Below are 16,613 nucleotides of genomic sequence, written 5' to 3'. Positions count from 1 at the left end.
TGTTGAGTTCTCAAGGAACGGACGCTTCCTTCGGACCGCCTTCCAGCGGGCCCTCCGGGCGCTTCGTTCTTTCGTGTTTCCAGCTTATCAGATGTCTTCCGCTCCGTTTCCGGAACTTCCTTCATCCGACTTGCCGGTGCCTTCCGAGGTTTTACGCCCCGTTCGACGTTTCAAACACTAGCCGATCTCCGCCCCGAAACGCGAATCAGCCGCAATCCAATAAAACGCGCACACCGAATAGGCACCGAGTCGCACCGCGAGAACGCGAGAACGACCGGCGCGAACCGGAAAGGTGTTTCAGAGGATTGGCCGCCCCGGGACCGTCCGCGCCGATGCGTGTCCGGTGCTCCCTGCCGAGCGACTGGGAGACAGTACCCCTACCCGGCGCCCGACACAAATTGCAGGAGCGTCCACCGCTCCGGACCCGCATCAAGCCCCGCGGGCGTCGACGGCCAGCCGGCGGCCCTGGTCCAGGAAGGCCGTGATGCCGAGGACACCACCGAGTTCACGGATCGTCCGGGTGGCACCGAACGGCGCGTTCCAGAACCCGCCCTGCCGCGGGGTGTGCGGGCCGACGTACGCGTACGGCTCCGGCTCGAACGCGTCGCCGAGTGAGACGCCGTAGTTTACTTCGTCGGCGCTAAGAGCGATGTCGAAGTGCTCGGGCCAGATGACCGGGTCCGCGTCCGGGAACAACCCGGCCAGCGCGGCGTCGCCGAGCGCGAAGCAGTGCGCGAGCCGGCGGGCGGCGGACGGGTCCACCTCGATCGCAGTGTCGGCAGTGGTGCCCGACCCGTCCTGGTACAGCCCGGTGGGCGCACCGACCGTCAGCCCGAGGCCCGCGCCGAGCGCGCCGCAGGTGGTCCGTTCGAGGGGCAACACCTGCCCGGGCGCGATCAGCTCCGCGCCGATCACCCTCAGCTGCGGCTCGACGGTGGAGGCGAAACCGCCCGGGCTGGCGCGCAGCCGGATCGTGCCGCTGGCCCGGTACTGCGGGCCGGCCAGGACCAGTTCGGCCACCGCGTGCAGGGCGCGGCGGGTGCGTGCGATCGTCTCGCTGTCCATGAGGCCATGGTCTCCCGGCCGGGAGACCCGCGCACGGTCCTTCGACGGGACGTGACGTTCGGGGATGTGCACGACTGCGAACGGGATCCCCCCTCAGGGGCCGACCAGGACGCCGATCATCAGCTCCGCCTGCGCCGGGCCCGATGGGCGGGGCTCTCCGTCACAGGAACTGCTCGGCCCAGATGATCTTGCCCTCGGGGGTGTAGCGGACGCCCCAGCGTTCGGCGAGCTGGGCGACGAGGAACAGGCCGCGGCCGCCCTCGTCGTCCTCGACCGCGTAGCGCAGGTGCGGGGCGGTACTGCTGGTGTCGGAGACCTCACAGATCAGCGTGCGGTCGTACAGCAGCCGCACCCTGATCGGTTCGGTGGCGTAGCGGATGGCATTGGTCACCAACTCGCTGAGCACCAGTTCGGTGACGAAGGCGGCCTCGTCGAGACCCCACTCGGCGAGCTGTCGGGTGGCATCGGCGCGAACCTGGGCCACGGCCTCCGGAGCCGAGGCCACCGCCCACTCGGCGATCCGATCGCGCTCCAGCACGCGGGTGCGGGCGACGAGGAGGGCGATGTCATCCGTCTGGCGGGCGGGCAGCAGGGCGTCGAGCACGGCCTCGCAGATCTCCTGGGGCGATCGGCCGGGGCGGGTCAGGACGCTCGCGAGGACGTCCAGGCCGACACCGATGTCGCGGGTGCGGTCCTCGACGAGGCCGTCGGTGTAGAGGACCAGGCTGCTGTCCGACGGCAGTCGCACCTCCACGGCTTCGAAGGGCATCCCGCTCAGGCCGAGCGGCGGACCGGCGGGGAGAGCGAGGAGCTCCACCGTCCCGCCCGGGTGAACGACGGCGGGCGGGGGATGGCCCGCCCGGGCCATCGCGCAGATGGCAGTGCTGGGGTCGTAGATCGCGTAGAGGCAGGTGGCGCCGGTGATCGCGGGCTCACCCCCGGCCGCGGCCGCCTCCTGGTCCATGTGGGCGACCAGTTCGTCCAGGTGCCCGAGGAGCTCGTCCGGCGGCAGGTCGAGGGTGGAGAAGTTCTGGACGGCGGTGCGCAGGCGGCCCATGGTGGCGGCCGCGTGCACACCGTGGCCGACCACGTCGCCGACGACGAGCGCGACCCGGGCACCCGGCAACGGGATGACGTCGAACCAGTCGCCGCCGACCCCTGCCTGGGCGGGCAGGTAGCGGTAGGCGACGTCGAGGGCGCTCTGCTCGGGCAGCGCGCGCGGCAACAGGCTGTGCTGCAGGGTGACGGCCATGGTGTGCTCGCGGGTGAAGCGGCGGGCGTTGTCGATGGACACGGCGGCCCGGGCGGCCAGCTCTTCGGCCAGGGACAGCTCGTCGTCCTCGAACGGGCCCCGGTCCCGGCCGCGCCAGAAGCAGGCGATGCCCATCACCACACCCCGCGCCGTCAGCGGAACGGCGATCAGCGACGCCAGGCCGAAGTCCAGCACCGCCTGCGTCCGCTCGACGTCCTGCATGCGCCACCCGGCGTCGGTCGCCAGCTCCAGGACCAGCGCGGATCGCCCGCTGAGGAAGCCCAACGCCTGCGGGGTACTCCCGGCCCACCGGACCAGCCGGCCCTGGGGGTACAACGGCGAATCGTCCCGGATGCCCGCGAGCGCCACCCGCCGCAGCTCCACCATGGCACCGGCCGTCAGGGGCTGTGGCTCCTCGCCGAGCAGGACGTCTTCGGCGAGGTCGACAGTGGCGTAGTCGCAGAATCCCTGGGAGGCCATCTTGGCGAGTTCCTCCGCGGTGCGCCGGACGTCCAGGGTGGTGCCGATGGTCATACTCGCGTCGTACAGCAACCTGAGTCGACCGCGGGCGACCTCGGCCTTCCCCGCCAGGGCGCGCAGCTCGGTGGAGTCACGCAGGGTGGTGACGCTGCCGGGAGGTCCTCCCCCGCTGTCGGTGGGGCGGTTGTTGACGGCCAGCAGCCGGTCGCCCACGGGGAGCACCTCGTCGGTGACCGCGCTGTCGGACAGCAGCAGTTCGGCCGTACGGGGGTCGAGGCCGAGGTCGGTGACGGCACGCCCCTCCGCGTCGGGGGGCAGGTCCAGGAGCCGGCGCGCCTCGTCGTTGGCCAGCAGGACCCGGCCGTCGCCGCTGACGATGGCCACGCCCTCGCGCACCGCGTGCAGCACCGCGTCGTGGTGCTCGTACATCCTGGTCATCTCCTCCGGCCCCAGGCCATGGGTCTGCCGCAGGAGACGTCTGCCCACCAGCGCCGTTCCGGCCGTGGCGAGGCCCAGCGCGACGACGCCGGCGCCCAGGACGACCGGCAGTTGGCGGTCGATCGCGCTGCTGACGTTGGCGACCTTCATCCCGGCGGACACGATGCCCACGACCCCGCCTTGGGCGTCCTCCACTGGGACCACCACCTGGTACTCCAGGCCGAGCGGGCCGTGCACCTGCTCGACGGTGATCTGACCCTGCAGCGACGGCCCGATGGTGCCGACGAACTTCTTGCCGATCTGTTCCGGTTCGGGGTGGGTGTAGCGGATGCCGTTACGGTCGGTCACCACGATGAAGTCGACCTTGGCGTCCTTACGGGCTGCTTCGGTCAGTGGCTGCAGCACCTTGCTGGGATCGGGGCCCTGCATCGTCGCCACCAGTCCGGGGCTGTGGGCGAACGCCTCGGCCGCGGCGAGCGAACGGTCGCGCGCTGCCGCGAACCGGTCGCTGCGGGACTGGATCAGAAGCGCGACGACCGCCGCCACCACGAGCAGCAGCGCGATCGACACCTGCAGGAGGAACATCTGACCGGCGACGCTGCGGATGCTCAGCACCGACCGCAGACGCCGCACGGAAGGATCCCCCGGGACCGGGCGGGGATGCTGCCGCCCATGACGACCACTCGCTCGGTCCGGAGCCCGGGGGGCGGGGCCCGTGTCTCTCGCCATATCCCCATGATCCCGCCCCGGCACGAACCGGACACCGCGGACCGCGCATTCGCCCGAGCGCCCCCGGGTCCGCCGCGCCCGTCGGCCGCGGATTCGCTCCGTCCCTCCGACCCGGCTCACCAGGGGACCGACCGGATCAGCAGCAGCGCGACGTCGTCGGTACGTTGCTCTCCGTGCCCGGCCCGGTCGACGAGCGCATCGGCCAGCCGGTCGAGCGGTTCGCCGCCGTGGCGGGCCAGCGTGGCGATGAGTTCGGCCAGCGCCTGGTCGAGGTCCGTACCGGGCGTGTCGATGAGGCCGTCGGTGTACAGGACCAGAGTGGTACCGATCGGCAGGTCGACGCGGATCTGCGGGTAGTCGGCGGCGGGGTCGACGTTCAGCACCATGCCGGTGCGCGGTTCCAGTGCGCCCGCCCGACCGTCCGGGCCGTACCGCAGGGGCACGGGGTGGCCGGCGTCGGCCAGCCAGGCCTCGCGGCGGGCGAGGTCGACGCGCAGGTAGGCGCAGGTGGCCAGCAAGGCCGTGTCCAGGTCGGCCATCAGGCGGTTGGTGCGGGAGAGCACCGTGCTCGGATCGGCGTCGGCGGTGGCGAAGGCACGGACGGCGGTACGGACCTGGCCCATCAGCGCGGCGGCGTTGACGTTGTGGCCCTGGACGTCGCCGATCACGGCGGCCACGGTGTCGGGCCCGACCCGGATGAGGTCGTAGAAGTCGCCTCCGACGTCCATGCCCTCGGTGCACGGCAGGTAGCGGGCGCTGACCTCCAGGCTCGGGACGGCGGGCAGCGCACGGGGCAGCAGGCTCTCCTGGAGGCCCTGGGCGAGGACGAGCTTGGTGTCGTACAGCCGGGCACGGTCCAGGGCCTGGGCTATCAGTCCGCCGAGTGAGGTGAGGACGGCGCGTTCCTCCAGGTCGAAGTGGTGCGGCTCGGCGAACGCCAGCACGCAGGTGCCGATCAGCCTGCGCGAGGTCACCAGCGGCAGATAGGCCCAGGCGGCCATCCCGTCCTGCGTCTCGTGGCGGTCCGGGTAGAGCCGCTCCAGTTCCGCCCGGGTCTCGAAGAACACCGGCACGGGATTGGTGGACGCCCGGACACCGGGTGTGGGCTCGGTCAGCGGGGTGCTGTCGAACCGGTCGACCAAGCCGGGCGGGTAGCCACGATGGCCCGCGATGCGCAGTCGGCCGCCTTCGGGCATGAGCACCGCCACGGCCTGGCCGCCGAAAGCCGGCACGATCTGCTCGGAGACCATGCTCACCACGTCCTGCACGGTGACGGCCTCGGTCAGCGCGCTGGCGAGGTGGAGGAGGTGGTACAGCGCTCCGGGCCGCGTGTGCACCGCCCGCTGAGCCGGTGTTCCGGTGGGCCGGTCGCGGCGGGCGATGTCGGCCGGGACGATCCGCGCGGTGAGCCCGGACGGGTCCGGGAACAGCTCGAACGACAGCCACCGGTCCGGTGGCCGCAACGCGACGAAGGTGGCGGACTGCCCGCTCGTCACCGCGGACCGGTAGTGGTACTCGTAGACCGGATCCCGCAGCCACGGCAGGACCGCCCACAGCCGCGCGCCCAGGAGGAGCTCGACCGGCACGCCCAGCAACTCGGCGGCGGCCGGCGTGACCGCGGCCAGCCTGCCGTCCAGATCGATGTCGCACACGCCCTCCGGGAGCCGTGCCGCCATCGCGGTGGGAGACGCGGCGGCACCGCTCTCGGCCACCTCGGGACGCGGGCCGGCCCGGACCGGTCGGCCTGCCCGGGCCGCGTCCGCCAGCACCTCGGCCAGGCGCGCGGCGAACTCTTCGAACCGGTCCCGCTCACCGGGCGACATCTCCGGGGGATGCGCGGCGGGCCAGATTACGAAGACGGCCCCGTACCCGGTCCGCCGTGTGACGAGCGGAGCAGCCGCGAGGCGGAACGCGTACGGCATGGCGACCGCGACCCTCGGGTACCTGCGCGCCATGTCCTCCGTGCCGCCCACCCACACGACCCGGCCGCCGCGCACCGCCTCGGCCACCGGTACCGGTGCGGCGACGCCGATGCGCTGCCACGGCCTGGTGAACTGCCGGCCGGCCCCCAGTATCACGGCCAGTTCGAGCACCTGCCGGTCCTCCGACAGCAGGTAGAGCCCGCCGATGTGCGCGCCGAGTCGGGTCGGCGCCGATCGCAGGATCCGCGCCGCCTCGTCGAGGCCGTCACCGGCCGGAGCCTCGGCGGCCTCGTGTCCGGTCCTCGGCGACCGATGCCACGGCACGCCCATCACGAGCACCCCATTCGAGCCGACCAGTGAACCCGTAGGCCTTCTCCCATAGTGGCTCGGCCCGCACCGTACGTCCCGTCGTTTCCGCCGGGGTCCGGCGTGATCGAGGCACCCCGATCAGTGCGTGGTGGTCGGCGGGATCCGTCACCGGACCTCGGGCCGGGACGGAGCTGATGCCGTTGGCCCGGAGTACGCCTGGAGCGCCTGGCGGTGCTGCGCGACAGCGGGCATCTGAGCGACGAGGAGTTCGCCTGGGCGAAGGCCCGGCTGCTGAGCGGCAAGGACTGACGAGCCGGCCCTCCGTGTGCGGCACAGCGGTTGGTCCCGCAGGTCGGCTGGGCTCAACGGGCCAGGACCACGACCTCCGCGCCGAATCCGACCACGAGCCGGTCATCCGGCGCTGTGGCCCTGCCGGCCGGTGCCAGATCCCACACCCGCACCGTCGTGTCCCCGTTGCCGGTAACAGCAACCGGGCAGCCGTCCACCACAGCCGTCGCCACTGCGCACGCCCCGCTGAGGCGCCGCACCTCCGGCGCAGTGTCCCGGTGCAGGTGCACCGACTCCCGGTACGCCACCGCCGCCAACCGCGCGCCGGGAGTCGAGGCGGCGTCCAGTAGCGGCTCCACCTCGCCCGGGTCCGCCTCGACCGGCGACCCCGGATCGGCCGGCCGCTCATCCGCCGCAGCGGCAACGGTTCCCGGGCTCTTCTCGGACGACATCAAAACCCGCTTCCTCACATCGTGTTGCTCAAGGCCCGTGGGAGAGGCGCCGGGCCATCACCGGTAATCGACGCCCGATTCTGGACCACGGCGTCCGACGTCTCGCCATCAACCCTCGGCTACGGCCCGGCCGGGCTCTCCGCCGTTCGGCGGAGGCCGCACCCCCCGAACGGCGGGTGGCAATTCCGGCATCTGTTCCACAATCCGGCAGGCGCACCTGAAATGTCTTGCATTCAACTAAAAGGACGTGGCCGAATCCCGCCGTTCAGTGCGGAACATCCATCGATCCGCCCGTCGTGAGATGTACCTCACCATTCCGTTCCCGCCGCCCCCGAACAGTCGCTTGATGGAGCCTCAGGTCGCTGCCCTGCCGACCCCACACGGGGTCCAGGCTTGAATCCGAAGGCATACAGAGGTGCTAGCCTGTGTTTTGGGCGAACAGGAGGCCAGGTACTCCTTACTTCACGCAAGTTGACCCGTGATCAGCGGCTGTCCGGAACCTTCGGTGCCGCAGCCCGGCCCTACTGATCCAACGGCCCGAAAGTGTCGCGGCGGAATCCGAATTCCGCAGACCTCCGGATCGCCGATCGCCATCGACCGATTGGGCGAGGTCGTGCGCCACGCGCCCCTCGCATGCCTCAAAGCAGGAATTGATGCCCGTTCAACCGACAGCCGAACTCATACGCTTCGTGCGCCGCAATTCACCCTTCTATGCGGAGCTGTACGCCGGTCTACCCGACCGGACGGCGAAGTTGACCGATCTTCCGGTCGTCCCGCAGGCCGAGTTCTGGCAGGCGAACACGCCTCGCGGCAACCGGCTGCTGACCGGGCCGCTGGAGGAGGCGGTGGTCTTCAAGAGCGGTGGCACCACCGGCTCGCCGAAGTTCTCGTTCTACAGCCGGGAGGAGTGGCGGGAGTTCACCACCTCGTTCGGCGCCGGGCTGGTCGATGCCGGACTGCGCCCGGGACACCGGGTCGCCGATCTCTTCTACGCGGGCGACCTGTACGCCAGCTACACCTTCATCCTCGACTCGCTGCACCGATCGCCCGTCGCCAACGTCCGGCTGCCGATCGGCGGAGCGGCGCCGCTGGAGTCGACCGCGCAGACCCTGGAGCAGTTCGAGGCCGAGGTGGTGGCCGGCACCCCGACGACGCTGTGCGCGCTCGCTGATCACCTGCTCGCCTCCGGTCGCGAACTCCCGCACGTGGAGCTGCTGTTGTTCGGCGGTGAGGGCCTCTACCAGGACCAGCAGCCACTGCTCGCCAAGGTGTTCCCCAACGCCCGCGTCTCCTCGATCGGTTACGCCGCCGTCGACGCCGGGCTGCTGGGTCGGCCGGTGCCGGGACCGGACACCCGGGTGCACCGGGTGTTCGCTCCGGAGACGGTGGTGGAGATCCTCGACGACCTCACCGGCGAGCCCATCACCGATGAGGGCGTGCCGGGCCGGGTCGTGGTGACCGACCTGCGGCGACGGCTGATGCCCGTACTGCGCTACCCCGTCGGGGACCGCGCGGAGTGGACCGACGTCGCCGCCGGACGGTTCCGCATCCTCGGCCGGGCCCAGGAGGGCGTCCGGGTGGGGCCGGTGTCGCTGTACACCCAGGACGTGCTCGACCTCGTCCGGACCGCCGACCCGGCCGGCCGGGTGACCGGCGTGCAGCTGGTGGTGCGCCGCTGGGACGGCCGGGACGGGCTGGTGCTGCGCCTGGCCTGCGACGGGAACCCCACCGGGCTCCCCGAGCTGGCCGCCGCCGTCGAGGCCGGGATCCACACGGCGCGGCCGCTGTACCCGGAGGCGGTCGCCGCCGGGTACGTCCACCCGCTGTCCGTCGAGTGGGTGCGCCAGCACGAGCTCACCGTCAACGCGCGGACCGGCAAGCTGATCCGCGTCCTCGACGAACGGCCGCACTCGTGACGGCCACCGGGACGGCCGCTGGGACGGCCACGCACCGCCTGCCGCTCGTCCTGCGAAACCGGCGGTTCGGCGCCGTGTGGGCCGCGCAGGTACTCGTCCAGGCCGCCGGACGGATGTTCCAGGTCGGCGCGGTGTGGTGGCTGGTGGGCTACGCCGCCGGCCCGGACCGCGGCCTCGCGTCCGGCGCCTTCCTCGCCGTCAGCACCCTGCCCGCGGTCGCGCTGGCGCCGCTGGTGGCCAGGCTCATCGCCCGCCACCCGCACCGGACGGTGCTGGGTGCCTCGGCCGCCGTCGCCGGTCTGGTCGCCCTCGGCGCGGCCGGCTGGACGTACGCCACGACGCCGCCGATGGTCGTCGCGTACGGTGCCGCGCTGCTGCTGGCGGGCTGCCAGGCGGTCTTCGACCCCTGCCTGACCACGTCCGTTCCCGAGCTGGTCGAGGACGCCGACATCGAGACCGCGACCGGGTTCGAGCTCGGCACGCAGTCGCTGGCCGGGCTCGCCGGCGGGCTGCTGGGCCCGCTGGTGGTCGACACCGCGGGCCTGGCCGGCGTCGTCGCCGGGTGCGCCGGTGCCTACCTGCTGGCGGCCTCACTGATCGGCGCGATCCGGTTCCCGGCCCCGGGCTCACCGGCCACGGGCAGCGACACACCCGCCCGAACCCGGCCGCTGCGCCAGATCCTGTCCGAACTGCCTTTCATCCGGCGGGTGTTGCTCTGCTTCACCGCGGCCAACGTGTTCACCACGGCGGTGTTCGTCGTGATGCCGCTGTACACCCGGACGGTGCTGCACGCCGACGGCTCGACCGTCGCCGCCCTGGAGGCGGCCCTCGGCGCCGGCACGCTGGTGGGCTCGTTCACCGGCGGCCGCCTCCCGGGCGCGCCCACCGCGGTCGGGGCCGGCTGCCTGGTCCTGATGGCCGCCGCGCTCGGCCTGCCCGGCCTCGCCGCCGGCCAGGCCGCGGCGGTCGGATCGATGGCGGTCGCCGGCTGGTGCGTGGGCGTGATCGGTGTGCGGTTCGTGGCGCTGTTCCAGCGGCTGGTGCCGGCCGACGACCGGCCCGGCTTCTTCGCGGTGATGCAGGCGCTGCTGGGGGCGACCTTCCCGGTGTCGTCGCTGGTCTTCGGCCTGCTCGGCGACCACCTCCCGGCGCGGACGCTGTGCCTGGTCCAGGCCCTCGGCGTGCTGCCGGTCGCCGCCGCGCTGTGGTGGACCGGCCGGCGCGAGCCGCACGGCTCGGAGCCCGCGGCAGCCCCGCAGGAGGACCCGGCCCCGGCCGCGCAGCCGATCGGGGACGTGCGATGACCGTGACGATCGCTCCCGCGGCCCCGCAGGACGTCGCGCAGCTGCGACAGCTCTACTTCGACGTCTACGGCCACGGCTATCCGGTCGCGCTCGGCAGCGACCCCGAGGAGATGCGCCGTCTGATCGCCGACCCGCACACCCACTGGCTGACCGCGCGTCACGAAGGCGCCGGCCACCTGGCCGGGTCGGTGGCGGTGCAGACCGACCCCGGCAGCCGGATCGGCAAGCTGGTGGGCCTGGCGGTCCACCCGGAGCAGCGGGGCGGCGGGCTGGCCGGACGGCTGACCGCCGAAGTGTGCGGGGACGCCTTCGCGACCGGCGCCCTGGACTCGATCTACGCGACCGTCCGGGTGGTCACCCCCGGCCCGCAGCAGGTCTTCGCCCGCAACGGCTTCCAGGCCCTCGGCCTGCTGCCGAACGCCGTCGAGGTGGCCGGGTGCGAGAGCCTCGCGCTGTTCGCCCGGCACGCCGACGGCGTCCTGGCCCTGCGGGAGGGCGTCGACCAGGTGCCGGGCTCCCTGCTGCCGCTGCTGGAGGCGGCCCGGCAGAGCACCGGCCTCGAGTACGGCCACCCGCGCGCGTTGGACGTCCCCGCCCTGCCCGCCGGGCAGACCGCGCCGGTGACCGCGCCGATGGAGCTGATCACCGCACGCGGGTTCGTCCGCCGCCGGTTCCTGGAGCTCTTCCCCGACCCGGGAGAGCGGTTCTTCCCGCTGCACGTCCCGAACGCCGTCCTCACCCCGCCGGACGGCGCGTTCGAGGCGTACGCCGACCTGGACCCGGTCGCGGCGAGCTGCTCGCTGGTCGCCGTGCACCCGTCCCCGGCAGCCGTCACGGGGGCGCTGGAGCCGCTGATGGCGGCCGTCACCCGCGCGGGCGCCGACTACGTCGAGACGCTGCTGCCGCTGTCCGACACCGCCGGGCTCGGCGCCTTCCTGGCCGCCGGGTTCATCCCCAGCGCCGTCTACCCGGCGATGCGCCGGATCGGCGACCGGTTCCACGACTACGTGGTGCTGTCCCGGACCAGCCGTCAGATCGACTTCAGGACCACGGCCGTCAGCGGCCCGCTCCAGCCGTACCTGCTGGCCTACCTGACCGCCTGGACCTCGACCTACCTACCCCTTCCCGAGGTTGCCCCGTGACTGTCCATCCCGTGAATGCCCATCTCGCGCCGGTCGAGGTTCCCGACCCCACCGCGCTCCCGCACGTACAGCAGCTGTGCGACCTGATCTCCCCGTACGCGGCCGGGCCCGAGGCCGACGCCCTGTTCGCCGCCGCGATGGCCGAGACCAACGCGTGGCACGCGCAGCGCTCACCGTTCCTCCGCTCGCTGCTGGACGGCCCGGCGGAGACCCCGGCGCCGACCGTCGGCGAGGGGATCCGCACGCCCCTGGTGCACGCCAACTTCTTCAAACGGCACGAGGTGCTCTCCATCCCACGGGAGGAGGTGTTCCTCCACCTCACCTCCTCCGGCACCACCGGCCAGAAGTCGCAGATGTTCTTCGACACCTGGACGATCCGCTCCGCGCAGCGCATGGTGGCCCGCATCTTCGACCACTACGGCTGGATCACGCCCGACCAGGCCGTCAACTACCTGCTGTACAGCTACGAGCCCGCCCCGCAGCTGAAGCTCGGTACCTCGTTCACCGACAACTACCTCTGCGACTTCGCGCCGGCGAACCACACCACGCACGCGCTGCGGCACACCGGCAGCGGCCACGAGTTCGACGTCCACGGCTGCATCGAGGCGCTGCGGCGGTACGCCGAGGACGGGCTGCCGGTACGGATCCTCGGCTTCCCCGCGTTCCTGCACTTCACCCTGGAGCGGATGCGGGCCCTCGGCCTGCCGCCGCTCCAGCTGCCGGCCGGCTCCCTGGTGCTGCTCGGCGGCGGCTGGAAGGGGCACACCGACAAGCAGATCGGCAAGGACCGGTTCTACGCCGAGGTCACGGAGCAGCTGGGCATCCCCTCGGAGCGGATCCGCGACACCTTCGGCTCGGTCGAGCACTGCGTGCCGTACATCGAGTGCGGGCACCACCGTCTGCACGTCCCGGTCTGGTCACGGGCGGCCGTGCGCGACACCCGCACCCTGGAGCCGCTGCCGTACGGCGAACGCGGCTTCCTCCACCTGGTCTCCCCGTACATCACCTCGGTGCCGGCGCAGAGCGTCGTCATGGGCGACCTCGCCTCGCTGCACCCCGGGCAGGAGTGTCCCTGCCCCCTGCCCACGCCGTGGTTCACCGTCCACGGCCGCGCCGGGGTCAGTCGCAACCGCAACTGCGCGGCGGCCGCCGCCGAACTCCTGAAGGGACTGTCGTGACCACCGGACCCCACTTCTGGCAGGGCTCGTTCATCGACGACGAGGAGGCCGCCCGCCGGCTCGCCGAGCTCCCGGCGCTCGCCGCCCGCACCCTCGCCGAACCCCTGTCCACCGAACTGGTGCTGAGCGCCTGCCAGCGCCTCGCCGACGCCCTCGACACGCCGGGCGGCCCCGTCCGCGCCCGTCTGCTCGCCGAGCTCACCGGTGGCGGCTCCGACCCGGACGGGGCGTCGGCGACCCTCGCCGAGATCGCCGACGCGATCGCCCGCCCGGCCCTGGAGCGAAAGCTCCGGCGCGAACTCGGCGGACTGCGCCCCGAGCGCCTCACCCGGCCCGACGCGCGGGAGACCACCTTCGAGGCCTGGGCGCCGGTCGGGCTGCTGGTCCACATCGCCCCGGGCAACGCGGCCGCCGTCGCTCCGCTCAGCGTCATCGAGGGCCTGCTCACCGGAAACCTCAACGTGCTGAAGACCAGCAGCGGCGACACGCTGCTCGCCCAGCACCTGCTCGCCGAGCTGGCCGCCGCCGACCCGACCGGTGCCCTGGCCCGCCGGATCGTCGTGCTGCGCTTCTCCTCCGCGCGCACCGAGTGGCTGCGGCTGCTGTGCGAGCCCGCCGACGCGGTGGCGGTCTGGGGCGGCGAGGACGCCGTCCGCTCGGTCGCCGAGCTGGTCCCGGCCGGGTGCCGACTGGTCGAGTGGGGGCACCGGATCTCCTTCGCCTACCTGACCCGCGACGCCTGGTCGGACGGGGTGACGCTGGACGCGCTCGCCGCCGATGTCTGCCGCTTCGAGCAGCAGGCCTGCTCCAGCCCCCAGGTGATCTACCTCGACACCGAGGACGACGGTGAGGTCTTCTCGTTCGCCGAGCGCTTCGCGGCCCACCTCGCCGACGCCTCCGCCAAGCTTCCCCGGCCCGAACTCGACCCGGCCGAGCACGCCGAGATCACCACCACCGAACTGCTCACCCGGCTGGAGGAACACCTCGGCCTCACCCGGCTCTTCGCCGCCGAGGACGGCTCCTGGCGCGTCCTCGCCGACACCCGCTCCGCCCTGGCCGCCTCGCCGCTCCACCGCAGTGTCTGGGTCAAGCCGCTTCCCCGCACCTCCGTCATGACCGTGCTGCGCCCGATGCGCCGCTACCTGCAGACCGCCGCGATCGGCGGCAGCCGTGCCGACGTCGCCCGGCTGTCGCAGGCGGTGGTCGCCGCCGGTGTGCTGCGGGTCACCCCGGTCGGCGGGATGCTCGACAGCTACCACGGCGAACCCCACGACGGTGTCTACGCGCTCCAGCGCTACAGCCGCCGCGTCGGCGTCCGCGTGGACGAGGCCTTCGCCACCACCGCCTGCCTCGACGACCTGGCGGCCCCGGCCGTCGTCCCTGCCGCGCCGAGCGGCCCGTTGCTGGACAAGTCCGGCGTGCAGGAGCAGCTGCGCACACTCGCGCCGGTCCACGCCCACCTCTACTTCCGCAGCGGTGGCAGCACCGGGGCCCCGGCCCTGTCGGTGTTCACCAACGCCGACTACGACACCCAGATGCGGGCCGCCGCCGACGGCCTGCTCGCCGCCGGGTTCGATCCGGCCCGGGACCGCGCCGCCAATCTGTTCTACTGCGGCGGTATGTACGGAAGCTTCATCAGCTTCTTCTCGATCCTGGAGCGCCTCAACGCCAGCCAGCTTCCGATCGCCGCCGGCCCCGACCACGCCGCCACCGCCGAGGCGCTGGTGACGTACGGCGCGGACACCGTGTTCGGCATGCCCTCCTACCTCTGGCAGCTGTTCCACTCCCAGAGCACCGTGCTGCGCGCGTACGGCGGGATCCGCAAGGTGTTCTACGGCGGCGAGCACTTCACGGCGGAACAGCGCCGGGTGCTCACCGAGGAGTTCGGCGTCGAACTGATCCGCTCGGCGGCGTACGGCAGCACCGACCTGGGGCCGCTCGGCTACCAGTGCACCCACGCCGAGGGCTCGGTCCACCACGTCCTGACCGACCTGCACACCCTGGAGATCCTGGACCCGGAGGCCGACCGCCCGGTGGCCGCCGGGCAACCGGGCCGTCTGGTCTTCACCAGCCGCACCCGGGCCGGGCAGCGCCTGGAGAGGTACCAGATCGGCGACCTCGGCCGCGCGGTCGAGGGCGTCTGCCCCTGCGGCAGCCACACCCCGCGGATCGAACTCCTCGGCCGGTACGGGGACGTCGTCCGGATCGGCACGTACTTCCTCAACGTCCGGCGCTTCATCGCGGTGGCGGAGGAGGACCTCGGCTACCGCGGCGAGCTGCAGCTGCTCCTGGACGCCGGTGACGGCCGGGAGCAGGTCACCGTCCGGCTCGACGAGCGGTACGCCCCGGACGCGACGGCGGCCCGCGCCGCCTTCCTGACCGCCATCCCCGAGCTGGGTTCCGCCGTGGCCGAGGGGCTGCTCACCTGCACGGTCGACACGGTCGGCACCGCCGCCTTCGAGCGGACGCCCACCAGCGGCAAGCTGCGGACGGTGATCGACCGGCGGCAGATCACGGAGTGACACCGTCGGCGCCGGGGGCCCGGGACACCGGGCCCCCGGCCGAGCACGGGGCCGAACCGGGTGGCCACGTCACGGCCCCCGACAACTGCTGTCGTCCGACGTGCCGCCGGGAACGCGACGCCTGAGACCGCTTCCTGACACTCAATCAGCTTCGTCCTCGTAGACGACTGCTCCCCGATCAGCGCTCAGCGGGACGCAACCGTTCAGTCCTGATCTCAACTCGGCGATTTCTAGCCGTGATGAGCACCGATCAGGTCTCGGTACCAGGCGTACGACGCCCTCGACGTGCGGCGTTGGGCGGCGAAGTCGACATGCACCATTCCGAAGCACTGATTGAACCCCTCGGCCCGTCGGACAGGCTGTCATTGTGACGGGACCACAACTGCAGGACGTCACCCTTATTCAAGTCGACATTTCGACGGCGAAGTCGAGAGGGTCGACCAACCCGGCTACTTCGTGCGCCGCTTCCGATGGGTCGCCGCGTTCGGCGGTCGATGGCGTGATATCGACCGGCCCCCTTGTCGGCGCGTATCACCTCCGTAACATGACCGGATGTCGGATTCGGTCGCACAAGGAGGATCCCGCTGGAGCTGCCCGGAGGCGTCCCGTGATCAGCCAAGCCGGACTAGTGCTATTGGGCTTGACTCACCGGGCCCGCCCGGGGCCGCGTCGCACAACTGCGGTCCCCATCTGCGCCCTTCGAGCCTGCCATCGTGTGCGAGAGCGAGCTCGCGGCAAATCAACCGACGAGGGGAAATCCATAGGCGGAGGACCAGGCGACCGGGTCCGGACAGCGCCCGGCCATGGCCTGCTCCCGGCCCATGGCTGGTCGGACCTGGCGTTCGATCAGGCCGAGGACCGGCAGGGCCAGGCACGTCACCGGGACCAGGTCGGCGGCGGAGGATTCTGATGTTGGCTTCAGTTCCCGCTGGGCGACGAACTCGCTGTCACACCTGCCGGATAGCGTGCACAGGCAGCGTAGGAACTGCACGTTGACAGGAGTTCACTTGACTGAGGACGGCACGCGGGCCAGGCTCGGCGCCCTGCTTCTCGACGACCTCTGGCCCGGCCTGGACGAAGCCGGCTTGAACGTTGTGGAATACGACCCCGACTGGCAGTCCCCGTGCCAGCTGGGGGAGCCCACCCCCGAGGGAATGATCCGGTGGAAGCCCGTCCCGATGGAGCAAGCCCCGGACTTCACCGAGCTCGAGAGTGCTCTCACCGGGATCGGCACGACGCTGCATCCGGATGTGCCGGCCCTCTATGGCAGCTTCTGGTGTGGCCTGGTGGACGGGTTGGAGCACTCCGGGGAGACGGTGTCGCTCTGCACCGTGTGGAACGAGGGAGAGCTACAGCGAACGGTGCATGGTCTGGCCGAACACGCACGCCGCCAGGCGGCGGAGTCCGACGGCGACATCACCTTCCCGGTCGCCGGCACCTATGGCGACCTGTTCTTCGTGCTCGACAACGCCACCGGCAGCATCCTGCTCCAGGAGATCGGCCACCGGGGTGGCCGGAAGGTCTCGCCGTCGCTGGCGCAGTTCCTGGCGGACCTGTGACCGGCGGAGCGATCTCCCGCATGTCGTGTGGGCGTCCTCGCGCCCCCGGCATCGAGC

At 72.1% G+C, this 16,613-nt stretch carries 11 protein-coding genes and 1 pseudogene; 7 read left to right on the top strand and 5 right to left on the bottom strand.

Annotated elements, in window-relative coordinates:
- Positions 1–429 precede the first annotated feature (429 nt).
- The 3 genes from ACIRYZ_RS41875 to ACIRYZ_RS41865 all read right to left on the bottom strand — a co-directional run bounded on the left by ACIRYZ_RS41875 (position 430) and on the right by ACIRYZ_RS41865 (position 6,216).
- Positions 430–1,065, bottom strand: coding sequence for a hypothetical protein (locus ACIRYZ_RS41875; RefSeq protein ID WP_402953911.1), 636 nt, complete (start codon positions 1,063–1,065; stop codon positions 430–432).
- A 160-nt stretch (positions 1,066–1,225) separates the two neighbouring features.
- Complete coding sequence (locus tag ACIRYZ_RS41870; RefSeq protein ID WP_402953910.1) at positions 1,226–3,964, bottom strand: SpoIIE family protein phosphatase; 2,739 nt, start codon at positions 3,962–3,964, stop codon at positions 1,226–1,228.
- Between the two features lie 116 nt (positions 3,965–4,080).
- Positions 4,081–6,216, bottom strand: a complete 2,136-nt coding sequence (locus ACIRYZ_RS41865) for a SpoIIE family protein phosphatase (RefSeq protein ID WP_402953909.1) — start codon at positions 6,214–6,216, stop codon at positions 4,081–4,083.
- Between the two features lie 195 nt (positions 6,217–6,411).
- Here ACIRYZ_RS41865 and ACIRYZ_RS41860 point away from each other — a divergent pair, with 195 nt between their 5' ends.
- The gene (locus ACIRYZ_RS41860) at positions 6,412–6,504 is read left to right on the top strand and encodes an SHOCT domain-containing protein (protein WP_402953912.1); all 93 of its coding nucleotides are present in this window, start codon (positions 6,412–6,414) and stop codon (positions 6,502–6,504) included.
- Between the two features lie 53 nt (positions 6,505–6,557).
- Here ACIRYZ_RS41860 and ACIRYZ_RS41855 read toward each other — a convergent pair whose 3' ends face one another.
- Entirely contained in the window at positions 6,558–6,935 is a 378-nt protein-coding gene (locus ACIRYZ_RS41855; protein WP_402953908.1) for a hypothetical protein, read from the bottom strand.
- A 653-nt stretch (positions 6,936–7,588) separates the two neighbouring features.
- Between ACIRYZ_RS41855 and ACIRYZ_RS41850 the strand changes: the two genes are divergently transcribed.
- The 5 genes from ACIRYZ_RS41850 to ACIRYZ_RS41830 are packed head-to-tail and all read left to right on the top strand — an operon-like array spanning position 7,589 to position 14,997.
- Positions 7,589–8,851 (top strand): phenylacetate--CoA ligase family protein, encoded by a 1,263-nt coding sequence (locus tag ACIRYZ_RS41850; protein WP_402953907.1) that lies wholly within the window; start codon positions 7,589–7,591, stop codon positions 8,849–8,851.
- Entirely contained in the window at positions 8,848–10,155 is a 1,308-nt protein-coding gene (locus ACIRYZ_RS41845; protein ID WP_402953906.1) for an MFS transporter, read from the top strand. The genes ACIRYZ_RS41850 and ACIRYZ_RS41845 overlap by 4 nt, the downstream gene beginning before the upstream one ends.
- Positions 10,152–11,297 carry a GNAT family N-acetyltransferase gene (locus ACIRYZ_RS41840; RefSeq protein WP_402953905.1) on the top strand — a complete coding sequence of 382 codons (1,146 nt, stop codon included), beginning with the start codon at positions 10,152–10,154 and terminating at the stop codon, positions 11,295–11,297. The genes ACIRYZ_RS41845 and ACIRYZ_RS41840 overlap by 4 nt, the downstream gene beginning before the upstream one ends.
- 11 nt (positions 11,298–11,308) lie before the next feature.
- The gene (locus tag ACIRYZ_RS41835; RefSeq protein ID WP_402953904.1) at positions 11,309–12,475 is read left to right on the top strand and encodes an acyl-protein synthase; all 1,167 of its coding nucleotides are present in this window, start codon (positions 11,309–11,311) and stop codon (positions 12,473–12,475) included.
- Positions 12,472–14,997 (top strand): acyl-CoA reductase, encoded by a 2,526-nt coding sequence (locus ACIRYZ_RS41830; RefSeq protein WP_402953903.1) that lies wholly within the window; start codon positions 12,472–12,474, stop codon positions 14,995–14,997. Before ACIRYZ_RS41835 ends, ACIRYZ_RS41830 begins: the two co-directional genes overlap by 4 nt.
- A gap of 230 nt (positions 14,998–15,227) precedes the next feature.
- On the opposite strand, the pseudogene ACIRYZ_RS41825 reads toward ACIRYZ_RS41830, so the two are convergent.
- Positions 15,228–15,335, bottom strand: a pseudogene (locus ACIRYZ_RS41825) (family 1 glycosylhydrolase); the annotation flags it as partial.
- A 669-nt stretch (positions 15,336–16,004) separates the two neighbouring features.
- Between ACIRYZ_RS41825 and ACIRYZ_RS41820 the strand changes: the two are divergent.
- The gene (locus ACIRYZ_RS41820; protein ID WP_402953902.1) at positions 16,005–16,556 is read left to right on the top strand and encodes a SecY-interacting protein Syd; all 552 of its coding nucleotides are present in this window, start codon (positions 16,005–16,007) and stop codon (positions 16,554–16,556) included.
- Positions 16,557–16,613 lie beyond the last annotated feature (57 nt).

The organism is Kitasatospora sp. NPDC101155 (assembly GCF_044768305.1).
Classification (GTDB): Bacteria; Actinomycetota; Actinomycetes; order Streptomycetales; family Streptomycetaceae; genus Kitasatospora.
The sequence above is the reverse complement of the archived record's forward strand: the minus strand, read 5'-3'. Positions and strand labels throughout refer to the sequence as shown.

What these genes read in the sequence shown, in the direction of transcription:
- ACIRYZ_RS41875 (WP_402953911.1), bottom strand. Translation starts at nt 1,065, where the DNA reads ATGGACAGCGAGACGATCGCACGCACCCGCCGCGCCCTGCACGCGGTG.
- ACIRYZ_RS41870 (WP_402953910.1), bottom strand. Translation starts at nt 3,964, where the DNA reads ATGGCGAGAGACACGGGCCCCGCCCCCCGGGCTCCGGACCGAGCGAGT.
- ACIRYZ_RS41865 (WP_402953909.1), bottom strand. Translation starts at nt 6,216, where the DNA reads ATGGGCGTGCCGTGGCATCGGTCGCCGAGGACCGGACACGAGGCCGCC.
- ACIRYZ_RS41855 (WP_402953908.1), bottom strand. Translation starts at nt 6,935, where the DNA reads ATGTCGTCCGAGAAGAGCCCGGGAACCGTTGCCGCTGCGGCGGATGAG.
- ACIRYZ_RS41840 (WP_402953905.1), top strand. Translation starts at nt 10,152, where the DNA reads ATGACCGTGACGATCGCTCCCGCGGCCCCGCAGGACGTCGCGCAGCTG.
- ACIRYZ_RS41850 (WP_402953907.1), top strand. Translation starts at nt 7,589, where the DNA reads ATGCCCGTTCAACCGACAGCCGAACTCATACGCTTCGTGCGCCGCAAT.